Below are 12,230 nucleotides of genomic sequence, written 5' to 3' on the forward strand. Positions count from 1 at the left end.
CCATCGCAACCAAAAATCACAACAAGCCCAAAGTTTTAGCGGTCCAGGCTTACGCCACCGGCATGGGATGTGTCGGCCTCCGGCTTAAGACTGCAAATCACGCAACCTATAAATCGCACGCCCTCCGGCACTTCAAAATAACGCAACTTCAAAACTTACGATTTGGGTTAGAATTTCCCCAAGCCGGATGCACCGCTTGGAGACAACGGCTCGTCAAATGTCGCTCGTGCTATTTCTCTGCGTTACGTTAGAATCGTTACGCTAGAATGACGATTACGTGCTTTGCCCCTCACCTCCTTTCTGACATGAATTCTGCGATGCCAACTCGTTTGCTCATTTTGTTTGCGATCTTTACCGCAACGATTCCCGTTTCCGATTCATTTCAATATTCACAATTGATTGCCGAAGACGCTATTTTGACTTCTGACCGTGACTCGGCAACGACGACTCATAAACTCGAAACGCACGAACTGGGCGATACCCGCAACGTGTTGCGGTTCGGTAACGTGATTCTTGCGGGGCAACCCGATCAAGAACTGTTCTCGGAATTCAAGCAGCGAGGAATCACCACCGTACTGACGCTCCGCGAACCGGTCGAATTGGAATGGGACGAAAAACAAGTTGCCGAGTCGGCGGGGCTGCGTTTTTTCCAGCTGCCCGTTCAAGGCCCCGACGATCTCAGCCCAGAGATGTTCGACAAAAGTTTGGAAATCATTCGCTCGGCGAAGGACGACGAGAAAGTGTTGGTGCATTGTGCAGCGGCCAGCCGAGTGGGAGCGGTATGGATGGCGCACCGGATTATCGATGGCAAACTAAGCGTGGATGAAGCACGCAAAGAAGCTCGACAAGTGGGAATGCGAGCCCCCGTCTTAGAAGCCAAAGTGCTTGAATACATCCAGACAAAACAAAACGCCCAGTCGAGCGATTCGCTGAAAAAAGCGTCTCAGTAGGGGTGCGATCTTCGTAGACGGGCAGCGTAAATATTTCAAATGGGAACGCTGGAAACCCAATGTACGCGGCCCCATCGTTTGGCGTACACTGAGCGTTGACCGAGCCCTTGCGCAGGCAATCCGTTCGCTGGCAGACCTGTTCGCTGGCAGACCTGTCCACTGGAACGCCCAACAGATATTCACCCCACTCAAGGAATTAGACATATGAATCGATGGATGACGCTCGCCGCCGCTGTTTTTGTGATCAGTTTCCCCAGCATCGCGTTGGCTCATCCCGGTCACGGTCCCGCCGATCATGGCATTTCTGAACACACGATGGGTGGATTTACACATGGCTTGACGCATCCGTTGACCGGAGTCGACCATTTGTTGACGCTGATCGCTGTCGCTCTGATCGCAGTTCGCATCGGGGGACGCGCGATGTGGGCCGTTCCGGCCGCATTTTTGGCGATGGGAGCAATCGGGGCGTCCGCAGCCTCGCTCGGCTGGAACGTGCCGATGGCCGAAGCGATGATTATTGGATCGGTATTGGTCGGCGGACTGACTTTGGCGTCACGACGTACCGCACCGACGTTTTTACTGAGCGTGATCTGTGGATTTGGCTTGTTTCACGGCTACGCTCACGTCATCGAAATGGCGGGCACGGACACTGTCGCGTCTTACTCGATTGGGTTGATGGCAACGTCGCTTGGCATGATCGTGATCGCGATGGTGGCAGCGCGATCAGCACAACGACTCGGTTCAACCGAGACGTTCACCAAGGCTTGCCGCATTGTCGGCGGATCGCTAACCGTCGCAGCGATCGCAATGATGCTGGTCCACGTAGGATAGGCTTCAAGCCTGTAAAGCAGCCCAGTCCTATCGAATTCTCGCGTAGCGAAACTCGCCAAGAGTTTCGGATCGGTCGGCATATACGACGAAAGTCTTGACGACTTTCTCTACCTTAAAACCCACCGATGACAGGCTGGAAGCCAATCCCACATTCGTTTACGCGATGATCTCTTCGACCACGCGTGATGGCTTGGTCAGATTCGACAGTCGCTGATTGGCCCCCTGCGTCGGGTACGTCAAACGCAGATGGTCGACGCCCATCAAATGCAGCAGCGTCGCGTGCAGATCGTGCGGCGACACTTTGTCGACGACCGCTTCGTATCCGATCTCGTCAGTCTCGCCGAGCGTAAAACCGCTCTTTACCCCTCCGCCCGCCATCCAGATCGTAAACGCGCCGGGGTTGTGATCGCGACCGACAAGTTTCATTTCTTTGCCGTTGCGATTTTCCCGCATCGGCGTGCGGCCAAACTCGCCGCCCCAAACGACAAGCGTATCTTCGAGCAAACCACGCTGCTGCAGATCTTTCAATAACGCGGCGATCGGTTTGTCCGTCTCGCGGCAACGGTCCGAAAACCCTTTATTGATCGCTTCGCTCTCAGCCGCCCCGTGCGAATCCCAACCCCAGTGAAACAATTGGATGAAACGAACACCGCGCTCGGCTAATCGGCGGGCCAGCAAACAATTGTTGGCAAACGCTTCCTTGCCCGGTTCGACTCCATATGCTTCGTGCACGCTTTTGTCTTCTTGGCTCAAGTCAAATGCATCGGTTGCAGACGTCTGCATCCGAAAAGCCATCTCGTATTGTGAGATGCGGGTCAGCGTTTCGGCATCGCCATACTCTTCGTACGCACGTCGATTCAGTTTCTCAATCGCGTCGAGAGTCGTTCGTCGCTCTTGACGAGATGACCCATCGTTGTTGGACAAGAACAGCACCGGATCGCCTTGCGAACGACACTGCACCCCTTGGTAAACCGAGGGCAGATAGCCGGATCCCCAAACACTCTTGCCTGCCGACGGCATCCGGCCGCCAGAAACAAGCACGATGAAACCGGGCAAGTTTTCATTTTCGCTGCCCAGACCATAGGTGGCCCAGGCACCGACGGACCCCGCGCCGAGCGTTTGATTGCCAGTCAGCATCAACAGCTGTGCAGGCGCGTGATTAAACTGAGTCGTGTGCATCGACTTGATGAAGCAAACTTGGTCGGAGACCGTTTTGAATTCGGGGAATCGGTCGGACACCCAGTTGCCCGCCTCACCGACTTGTTCAAAAGGGAACTGAGGCCCGAGCATTTTGGGAACGCCTTGGATAAACGCAAACCGCTTGCCTTCTAGGAAAGTGGCCGGAGTATCCATGCCGTCAAACTTTGCCAATTCCGGCTTGTAGTCAAACAAATCCAGCTGGCTGGGCGAGCCGGCCATGTGCAAATAGATAACCCGTTTTGCCCGTGGACGAAAATGCAATCCACCCTGCTGACTCGGCTTGCCCACATTGCCATTTGTATGCGACGCGTCACCTGCTCCAGCGGACTGGGCGCCCATCCAGGCCGAAGCCAAACCAAGTCCGCAGCCGCTCAAAAAGTGACGACGCGTGCTAGCGTGCAATCGCTGCAACTCAAGTTCTTGCTGTAAATTCATGGTTCCATGACTCATTTTGTAATCGCCAAATCGGAATTCAAAATCGCCAATGCGACGACGCCTAGCGGGTCCAACTTGGTTGGCATGCTTTTCGCCACCGTTGAATTTTCCGCCTTCGTTTCACTTGCTGATGTTTCGTTCGTTACCGTTTTAACGGTTGCTGGTTCACCCACGGATGCTTCTTCCACTGTTGCCCGTTGCGTCATCAACGAATCGTACAACATCATCAAATCCGCAAGATCTTCTTTGCTCGGTTCGCGGCTAATCACCCGCACATAAATCTCGCGAATGAGATCGCGTGGTGTCGCTGACGGTTTCGCACTTGTATCTGCTTTAGCACGGTCGGCGATAAACTGGGCCAACTCGGTATAGACTTCGCTATTTAGGGTCACCAAAGCCTGCAGCGGTGTATTGGTCGCGATTCGCCGTGGACTACAAATGTCACGGTTCGGCGTATCAAACATGACAAACCCGGGATAGGGACTTGTCCGTTTCCAATACGTGTAGACTCCACGCCGGAAGCGATCTTCTCCCTCGGCAGCCTTCCACGCAGCCCCTGAATAAACTTGCTGCCAAACCCCATCCGGTTGCGGTGGCATCACGCTCGGGCCGCCGACTTTCGTGGTCAATTTACCGGATGCGACGAGTGCTTGGTCCCGCACCATTTCGGCGGTCAAGCGAGTACGTGGGCCTCGAGCAAGTAAACGGTTGCGTGGATCTTTCTGTTTGCGTTCTGCGTCGACTCGGTTGTCTTGCCGATAGGTTGATGAAAGCACCAATTCCCGCAGTAACGATTTCAAGCTCCACCCCAGCTCGCTTTGCATTTGTGAGGCGAGGAAATTTAACAAATCGAGATTCGACGGCGGTTCGCCACTGACGCCAAAATCTTCGAGCGTTTCCACGATGCCGATCCCGAACAACTCGTTCCAAATCCGATTCACCCAAACACGCGACGCCATCGGGTTATCGCCAGAAACCAACCACTGAGCGAACTCGAGTCGATTGGTCACATGAATCCGTTTCTCATTGGCTGCGATTTGAAAAACCTCGGGAATCCCGGGCTCGACCACGTCGCCGCGGTCAAGCCAGTTGCCTCGCAAGAACAAGCGAGTTTCGCGTGCCGCGTCGGGAATGCGATCTTGCATGATCGGCAGCGACGGCCCTTTGAACTTACCGATTTCACGACGAAGCGAATTCACGGTTTCACGCTGCTTCGCGTATGCCTCATCCTTGCCAAGTTCGCTAAGCGATGTGGCTGCCGAATACTCGACCTTGAATCGACGCAAGTGGTTAGAGAGTCCGCCCGTGACCGATGCACTTTGATGCAACTTTAACTCGAGCGTTTCCGATTCGCCAAGCTGCAAAGGATCGGCGAGAGTCACGACAACCCAGCGGGGTTGGAAAATTTTCGGGTAGCCTCCAAATCCTTCCGATCCTTTTTGCAACATTTTCTCGACTGGGTTCGATCCCGCACGATAGTCAGGAATGACCGCATCGAGTTTCACCGGCGTGGATTTGCCGTCTTTCCCTATGACCGTCACTTCCAAATGGGAAAGCACGCTGCCTTGTTCGGGCCATTTGGCGGGATCATCGGATTCCGGGCGGATCGTGAAACGCAGTGCCGTGATCGCCGAAACATCGCTCGATAATTTGTAAGTGCTGCCCACCGCAACTGTCCCGCCGATCACGCGAACTTCATCGCCGACCTTTCCGATCGTGCCCGTAGTCGATTCGAGTTCGTTGATCGGCAGCAATTCCCACTCGGATTGACCGGCCGCCATGTGCCCGATTGCATCGAGCGTTTTCTCTGCATCGTTCAGCTGCTGCTGAAACCGAATGAAATCGATACGCGATTGATTGTCACTGAGATAAGGGATCGCTGGCTTTTCGTGATCCAAGTCCGCATCTTCACTATTGTTGAATAGCGACAACCCGGCATAGAACTCGTCGTGCTGGTAAGGTTCGTAGGGGTGAGCATGGCACTGGACGCATCCAAAGGTGGTTGCTTGCCATGTGGTCCAAGTGGTGCTGAGACGATCGATCACTGCGGCAATGCGGAACTCTTCGTCATCGGTGCCCCCTTCGGTATTGGTTTGTGTATTGCGGTGAAACGCGGTGGCAACCAGATCGCCAAAGGACGGTTGGGGCAGCAGATCGCCGGCGAGTTGTTTGATCGTGAATTCGTCGTACGGCATGTCTTGGTTGAACGCTTCAATCAACCAATTGCGGTACGGCCACATTTCACGATGCGGGTCTTTCTCAAATCCTTTCGAGTCGGCATAGCGAGCCAAGTCCATCCACATCGAAGCCCAACGTTCGCCAAAATGAGGCGACGCCAACAACCGCTCGACTTCTTGTTCGTAAACGAGTTCACGGTCCGCTTCACCTTGCGTCTTCGACAATTCACTGGCGAACGCACGAAGTTCTTCGAGCGTTGGCGGCAACCCGATCAAATCGAACGAAACGCGACGCAACCATTGCTCAGGTTCGGCTTCACGAGTGGGCGACAAGTCGTGCTGTTGTAACGAACGGTAAATAAAATGATCCAGTGGCCTTTTCGCCCATGCGATCGATTGATCACTTTCGGGAATCGAGGGAGCCACCAGTGGCATCCGCGACCAGTGGTCTTCCCACTTGGCACCCTGTTCGATCCAACGGCGAATCAGCTCGATTTCTCGATCACTTAAACCATCAGGGTGTTCGTCCGGCGGTGGCATTCGGTCGTCTGGATCAACCGAGATGATGCGTTGAAACAAAACCGACTCGTCTGGATCTCCCGGTTCAACCACCCAGCCGTCAGGCGGTAAAATCGAGTCGGCGTAGACGAACGAGATGTCGCCGGCTTGCTTGACGCCGCCGTGGCATCCAGTACAGGATTTGGCAAAGATCGGCTGAATGTCGCGAGCAAAACTTGGAGTTGCGGGGATCGGCGATCGAGTTTCCGAATCGACGGCGACCGCCAAACTGTACTGCATCAGCAGCAATACAAAGGCCAACAGACCCTTTTTCGCCAAGTTGGCTTGGTGCTCAGTTGTCATGCGATGTCGTGATTTTCGTGATGGAAATTGCATGCACGATATTGTAGCTCATCACGCTACGAAAATTAGCCCGGATACGTCATAGCCCACCAGACGCAATCAGACTCAATCAGAGATATCTCGCTGGCTCAACTTAACCGTTTTTTTGCGAAATAGAGCCTGACAATTACCGCGAAACGCGGGGTATCCCCACCCCAAAGTCAACGCACAATAGATCGCAATCGACAGCGGTGAAGCTCCGGCGGCAAGCAACCGGGGGGTGTCCAAAAATGGGTCTCCTGTAAACCATGCGACCGCCAAATAGACTCCGTTTGCAAGCACGCAAAAGTTCGCAATGAACCAAACGGATGGCTTGCCGATCGCAATCGCGACCAGCAACGGTACCACAGCTCCGACGAAGGGGCCTGACCATAAGGTGAGTAGCGGATGCGGGTCAGGGGCGAAGTGACTGTGAGGCAAATGCCATGGTCGTAGTTCGGCGTGTTGCAGCGTCCCACCCCCTAGCCAGCCTCCGATCAGATGCCCGACTTCGTGCGTCGTCGTCATCACGACCCAGGATGCAATTAGCAGCAGGGTGAATCGTATCATCGTGGATTTGTTTAACCTCACGCACCAGATTCGAATTTACCGGTAGCGAAATTTGCGGAGAGTTTCGGCCGTCACCGTGCCATAACGAAAGTCTCTGCTGCCTCAGCTACGGTAATTTCTCTGCGTATGCCTTGGCCACCTCTTCGGCGATAATTTGGAACCCTTTTTTCACCGTTGGCTCCGGCATCGTAAACGTCACTCGAATGCACTCGTTACGGTGTCGCCAATCGTGATCGTCCAATCCAAAAAAGAAGTAGTTGCCGGGGACGACTAACACGTCACGGGCCTTCAGACGCTGGTACAGTTCTTGCGAACTGATCGGCAACCCTTCGAACCACATCCACAGAAAGAACGCCCCTTCGCTGCGATGAATTCGATAAGGCAATCGGTCATCAAAGTACTCGCGAACAAACGCCTGAGCTTGCTCGGACTTTGTACGGTAAAACGGCTGGACCACTTCGTTGCTCAATCGCAAGATTTCGCCACTTTCAACCAGCGGCGTTGCGATCGCCTGGCCAATGTTGGTGTTGGCGAGTCCTACGATGGACATCATCGATGACAACGAACGGATCACATCGGGGCTGGCCACCACGATCCCGGTGCGAGTGCCTGGCAATCCGATCTTGGAAAGACTGAGCGTCAGGATGATGTTCTTGTTCCAGACCGGAGTCGCCTCGGTAAAGATCGCGTTTGGAAACGGTGCGCCGTAGGCGTTATCGATGATCAGCGGAATGTCATGCGTGGCCGCAAGTTCGGCGAGTCGCTCGATCTCGGCGTCGGTCAACACATTGCCGGTAGGGTTGGTCGGCCGCGACACGCAGATTGCTGCAATATCGTCAGTGATTTCCAACGCGTCAAAATCAACACGATATTTGAATTCGTGTTCGCCGGTCATTTCCAGTCGTGGCTTGACGGCACAAAACATCTCACCATCGACCGATTGGTTGGCGTAGCCGATGTATTCGGGGACGAGCGGCAGCAGGACCTTTTTGCGACTACCGTCGCGAAATTTTCCCGCTAACGAGTTGAACAACATGAAGAACGCCGTTTGTCCACCCGCAGTCACGCCGATATTTTCCGGACCGACATCCCAGCCAAATTGTCGTTTGAACAAATCCGCGAGAGCTTTTCGAAAGGCGGGATTCCCCGAGGGTGGTTCGTAGTTGCCTACCGCGTGTTCAAGTTTGCCGGGCTCTCGCCCCATCTCCTCGAATCGTTTTCGCCACAGCGCGTCCATCTCGGGGATATGGGCCGGTTGGCCGCCACCGAGCATGCAGATGCTGTCGCCGCCCTTGGCGATCGCATGCCCCAAATCATCCATCAATTCGCTGATACCGCTGCCGCGACAAAGCTGCTCACCAAACTCAGACCAGTGCAATTTCATTGTATTTTTCAGTGCGAGACGTTGCTGTTGAACGTTTACGAGTATGGTGAATCTTGGGCAACCATGAAACCACGCTGACACAAGAACTCATGTAGCGAAACTTGCGGAAAGTTTCGGTCGCCATCACAGTACACGATCATAAAAACACTTGGCGGACGATTTCCTGCATCGTTCATTAATCCAAGGTGACGATTTGTCTGAGGCTACTTAGAATAGGATCGTCAGCCCACAACCCCTCAAAATAATTCTCTCTGAACCGATGCAACGTAAACGCCTCCACTACCGACGCTCGACTGCTTGGATTGCAGTGCTAGGAGTGTGCGCGTTGGTGGTGTCGCCCGCGATCGCGGCAGCCAATTGTTGCTGTGCTGGCATGGGGATTTCTTCAGCTGACGCGACATGCTGTTCGGCCGAATCCGCTGCGGCGGTGCATGGAGAATCGAAGCAAGTTTCGGGGTGTCACACCGCCGCGGGCGGAGATGCTTTGGGATGTTGCGAGAATCTTGATGCGACGCTGGCGAAAGTTTCGCAGCCTGGGGGCACGACTCAATGCTGTGACGTACCGAGCCAGTGTCGGTGCATAACGTGCTGCGGAAGCATATCAGCCCGGCACGTCATCCCCACTTCTATTGTTCGCAATCAACCTGACGATCAATCGGCCCAAGCATTGCTTGCGGCGGAGTTGACGTTGGATACACCGTGGTCGAGCCCAACGTCATCAACTCACGTTGCCGACCCGATAGCGTTTCTCTCTGCACAACAGCAGTGCGCACGGCTTTGTCGTTGGCGGAAATAACAGTGGCGAGTGAAGCCCTGTTTTTTCTGATCTGTGTTTTTTAATTCAACGATAAGCTTTGTGTTTTTGGAGAATCAATATGTTTCGAATGTTAAGCGTGATTGTCGCATCGGTAGCCCTTACCGCAGTCGTCGCATCGGCCTTTAGCCCTGCGAAGAGCTCAGGGAACCAACAGCCGGCGGCTTGCTGTCCCTGCGGTCAATGCGAGGCTGGATGCGAGTGTTGTGACGGAGGCGAATGTGTATGCGAAGCTTGCAGCTGCGAGGCGTGCGACTGCAAGGCCGCTAGCTCAGCCGACGTGATGTCATGTTGTTCGGAGGCCTCGTGCGGCTTCGATCAAGCCAGCGATACGGCATCCGCCACGATGCCCAACATCGACAGCGTTGCCATGGACGTAGCGTGTGACTGCGGTGTTTGCCAAGGCGGATGTGATTGCTGTGAAGCCGAGGATTGCAATTGCAGCGAATGCGAATGTGAACTTTGTGTCATCTAACACGAGTCGCAGAAGTTTCGATAACGACCGGCCCGCCATCTCATCCGAGCTGGCGGGCTTTTTCCATCACGCTTTCAACCTTTGGTGCCCAATATTTGGTGCCAGCAATATTTGGTGCCAGCCACCGACTACCAGTCCATTTGGTGCCAGGCACCATATTGGGACGGCCGTTGGCGACTGCCATTTCAACTTGGCGTACTAGATTTTGCACGAATCCGAACTTGCACCAATTCATTTGCGGCCGAGAGTTGCCAACAATCGATACAACAGACGTGCTCGGAGCAGACATCTCCCCGAGACATTGGCTCTCTGCAGACAATGCACCCTACCATCGCATCACTCGGACGCTACGAAATGCGATGCCCTACACGAAGAAAGCGGATGCACTGGATTGGCCGCGGTGCCAATGATGCCCCGTACGCTCCGCATCGGCTTGCATCGATTCGGAGCGTCCCACACAAGTCGAATGACCAAAATACTCTTTCCAGTGCCACACCAAGTCCTGCCACATCGATGCATCAATACCGAGCGCCGCAAGTGTTTTGGCCATGCCCGCGGGTACTGTCGCTGCGTCATCACCGTGTTTGGCGGTCCAGCGGAGGAGTCGAAGATAGTCGTTAAGTGACAAACTCAGAAAACCACGGTCGCTGCTGCGAAAACCATCGTTGTGCGTTTGAGGTTCGCTGGAGAGAGTACAGGGGTCGAGCGGCAGCGGAGCGAGCCAACCGTCGCGGCGCACCTTGCGTCCGGTCGGATTCTTACGCCTCGCACGCCGCTCTTGACGGAGCTTTTTGACGGGCGTGTTGCGTATCGTCTCGGCCGCCTCGTCGGTCGGAATCGGCTTCAAGTCGAATGCCGCTGAATCGATTTGTTTGCCTTTCTCTGCTTCGATGCGGTCAAAGGCGGAGGTATGAGGCGAGTGGTCGGGGGAATCCGCCATCGCAGCTCGCACCGGATTTAGGTCGACGTACATGCTGCAAGCCAACAGCCCTGTTTCATCGACGATTCGCTGTGCTTTGAAACGGCCTTCCCAAAAATGCCCCGTGCACTCGTCGACCTTATTGGCTCGGCGGGCGATCGGCTCTGAAAGCGCCCGCATGAACCACGAAATGTCCGACAATCGCTGCCGAATCGTGCTCAATCGCTGCTTGTCACGGACGAGCGTATGGATGTCATTTTCAGTCGGCTCGGCGAGATGCTCTTCGAGCCGACGGCCTGGGTAGACTTTCAACCAGCGGATTGCGACGTCGCGATCGGACCATTCCGCTAAGACATCCGGCCGATTGCGAACGATCAAGTGCATATGGTTGCCCATGATCGCATATGCAAGCATATCAATCGCAAAGACAGATGCTAGCAATTCCATGCGTCGCCGAATCCACTCGCGGCGGCAAGAATAGTCCTTGCCCGTGGCCCCATCGATTCCTGCCAGAAAGGCACGGCGGACGCACCGCTGTGTCACGTTGACGATACAGACTTCGTCGGGGCTGAATTGCTCAGCTCGTGGTGGTCGCGGCATCAGACACCTCCGCGTGTTCGAGGGACGCTTCGACTACTGGTATTAGAGCCGAAATCCACTGCAAGTCAAATTTGGGTGCCTGGCACCAGCTGGTTAGGTGGCTGGCACCAAATTTCAGTTGATCGGAAGTGGGCTTCGCAACTGCGAGGCTAGCAAACAGTGGTGTCAGAAATCCCAAAAGGTGACTGGCACCTATTGAGGTTGAATTTGGATGCCGGGCAGCACTTGGAGAGGTGGCTGACACCTATTGGGGATTGGCTGCCACTTTGTTTTGCGGGACTTTCTTATCCGCGTTTTTCGTAGCGGACGCGGTACACGGGGATGCGATGACGGCGGCTTCGTCGCTCGAAGTGAGTGCGGTAATCGAGGTCATGCTGCGCTTCAATCTCTTCCTCTGGAATCGGCACCCCCAATTCGGGCGTGATTTCCGCAATGATCTCTACCGTTTCTTCGAAATAGTCCAGCACGTCGGTCCATACATGCAGTCGCCCGCCAGGCCGCAACGCTTTGGAAAAATTTAAGATGCTCCGCTCGTTCAGCACTCGACGTTTCCGCTGCTTCTTTTTCCACCACGGATCGGGAAAATAGACATGCACCGCCTCCAAACTCTCTGCAGGCACCCGTTCGTTGAACAGCGGTTCGGCATCACCGCTGATCATGATCGCGTTGGTGACTTCGGCTCTCGCCAAACGCCCCGCCGCATGCTCCGCACACTTGGCGTTAATTTCGACGCCTAGAAAGTTGTGCCGGGGATTCTCCGCCGACGCGTTGGACATGAACAGGCCTTTACCCGAGCCAACTTCGATCTCGAGTGGCTTTGTATTGCCAAACATCGAATCGCTGGATAGGACCTCGGGTAGCGAATCCACCAGTCGTAACACCTTCGATAGGTCGAGACTGGCTGGAGGACGGCGAATGGGACTTCGAGACACGCTGGGACTTCTGTCTATAAAAAAGGAGTTGAAATGGAGGACCGATCCACGTCCCAACAGCCCA

The 12,230-nt window shown here is 54.7% G+C and carries 9 protein-coding genes; 2 read left to right on the forward strand and 7 right to left on the reverse strand.

Annotation, left to right across the window (positions count from 1 at the left end; all coding sequences use genetic code 11):
- Positions 1-317 precede the first annotated feature (317 nt).
- Together ABD971_RS19920 and ABD971_RS19925 are read left to right on the forward strand one after the other, a co-directional pair.
- Positions 318-950 carry a phosphatase domain-containing putative toxin gene (locus tag ABD971_RS19920; RefSeq protein WP_345324946.1) on the forward strand — a complete coding sequence of 211 codons (633 nt, stop codon included), beginning with the start codon at positions 318-320 and terminating at the stop codon, positions 948-950.
- A 204-nt stretch (positions 951-1,154) separates the two neighbouring features.
- A complete protein-coding gene (locus ABD971_RS19925) occupies positions 1,155-1,781 on the forward strand; it encodes a HupE/UreJ family protein (protein WP_345324948.1) in 627 nt (208 codons plus the stop codon).
- Between the two features lie 156 nt (positions 1,782-1,937).
- On the opposite strand, the gene ABD971_RS19930 is transcribed toward ABD971_RS19925, so the two are convergent.
- The 7 genes from ABD971_RS19930 to trmB form a co-directional block, all read right to left on the reverse strand.
- Positions 1,938-3,416, reverse strand: a complete 1,479-nt coding sequence (locus tag ABD971_RS19930; protein WP_345324950.1) for a DUF1501 domain-containing protein — start codon at positions 3,414-3,416, stop codon at positions 1,938-1,940.
- 11 nt (positions 3,417-3,427) lie between these two features.
- Positions 3,428-6,454: a PSD1 and planctomycete cytochrome C domain-containing protein gene (locus tag ABD971_RS19935; protein ID WP_345324952.1), complete on the reverse strand. Its 3,027-nt coding sequence runs from the start codon at positions 6,452-6,454 to the stop codon at positions 3,428-3,430.
- A gap of 105 nt (positions 6,455-6,559) precedes the next feature.
- Positions 6,560-7,042, reverse strand: coding sequence for a hypothetical protein (locus ABD971_RS19940; RefSeq protein WP_345324954.1), 483 nt, complete (start codon positions 7,040-7,042; stop codon positions 6,560-6,562).
- A 106-nt stretch (positions 7,043-7,148) separates the two neighbouring features.
- The gene (locus ABD971_RS19945) at positions 7,149-8,426 is read right to left on the reverse strand and encodes a valine--pyruvate transaminase (protein WP_339942086.1); all 1,278 of its coding nucleotides are present in this window, start codon (positions 8,424-8,426) and stop codon (positions 7,149-7,151) included.
- A gap of 1,132 nt (positions 8,427-9,558) precedes the next feature.
- Positions 9,559-9,711: a hypothetical protein gene (locus ABD971_RS19950; RefSeq protein WP_345324957.1), complete on the reverse strand. Its 153-nt coding sequence runs from the start codon at positions 9,709-9,711 to the stop codon at positions 9,559-9,561.
- A 368-nt stretch (positions 9,712-10,079) separates the two neighbouring features.
- On the reverse strand, positions 10,080-11,234 hold the full coding sequence (locus ABD971_RS19955) for a hypothetical protein (RefSeq protein WP_345324959.1): 1,155 nt from the start codon (positions 11,232-11,234) through the stop codon (positions 10,080-10,082).
- A gap of 284 nt (positions 11,235-11,518) precedes the next feature.
- Positions 11,519-12,166, reverse strand: a complete 648-nt coding sequence (trmB, locus tag ABD971_RS19960) for a tRNA (guanosine(46)-N7)-methyltransferase TrmB (RefSeq protein ID WP_339942084.1) — start codon at positions 12,164-12,166, stop codon at positions 11,519-11,521.
- Between the last annotated feature and the right edge of the window lie 64 nt (positions 12,167-12,230).

This window comes from Novipirellula rosea, from assembly GCF_039541335.1.
Classification (GTDB): domain Bacteria; phylum Planctomycetota; class Planctomycetia; order Pirellulales; family Pirellulaceae; genus Novipirellula; species Novipirellula rosea.

Bases quoted from the DNA above. Each gene is read 5' to 3' on its own strand.
- ABD971_RS19920 (WP_345324946.1), top strand. From the start codon at position 318: ATGCCAACTCGTTTGCTCATTTTGTTTGCGATCTTTACCGCAACGATT.
- ABD971_RS19925 (WP_345324948.1), top strand. From the start codon at position 1,155: ATGAATCGATGGATGACGCTCGCCGCCGCTGTTTTTGTGATCAGTTTC.
- ABD971_RS19930 (WP_345324950.1), bottom strand. From the start codon at position 3,416: ATGAATTTACAGCAAGAACTTGAGTTGCAGCGATTGCACGCTAGCACG.
- ABD971_RS19935 (WP_345324952.1), bottom strand. From the start codon at position 6,454: ATGACAACTGAGCACCAAGCCAACTTGGCGAAAAAGGGTCTGTTGGCC.
- ABD971_RS19940 (WP_345324954.1), bottom strand. From the start codon at position 7,042: ATGATACGATTCACCCTGCTGCTAATTGCATCCTGGGTCGTGATGACG.
- ABD971_RS19945 (WP_339942086.1), bottom strand. From the start codon at position 8,426: ATGAAATTGCACTGGTCTGAGTTTGGTGAGCAGCTTTGTCGCGGCAGC.
- ABD971_RS19950 (WP_345324957.1), bottom strand. From the start codon at position 9,711: ATGACACAAAGTTCACATTCGCATTCGCTGCAATTGCAATCCTCGGCT.
- ABD971_RS19955 (WP_345324959.1), bottom strand. From the start codon at position 11,234: ATGCCGCGACCACCACGAGCTGAGCAATTCAGCCCCGACGAAGTCTGT.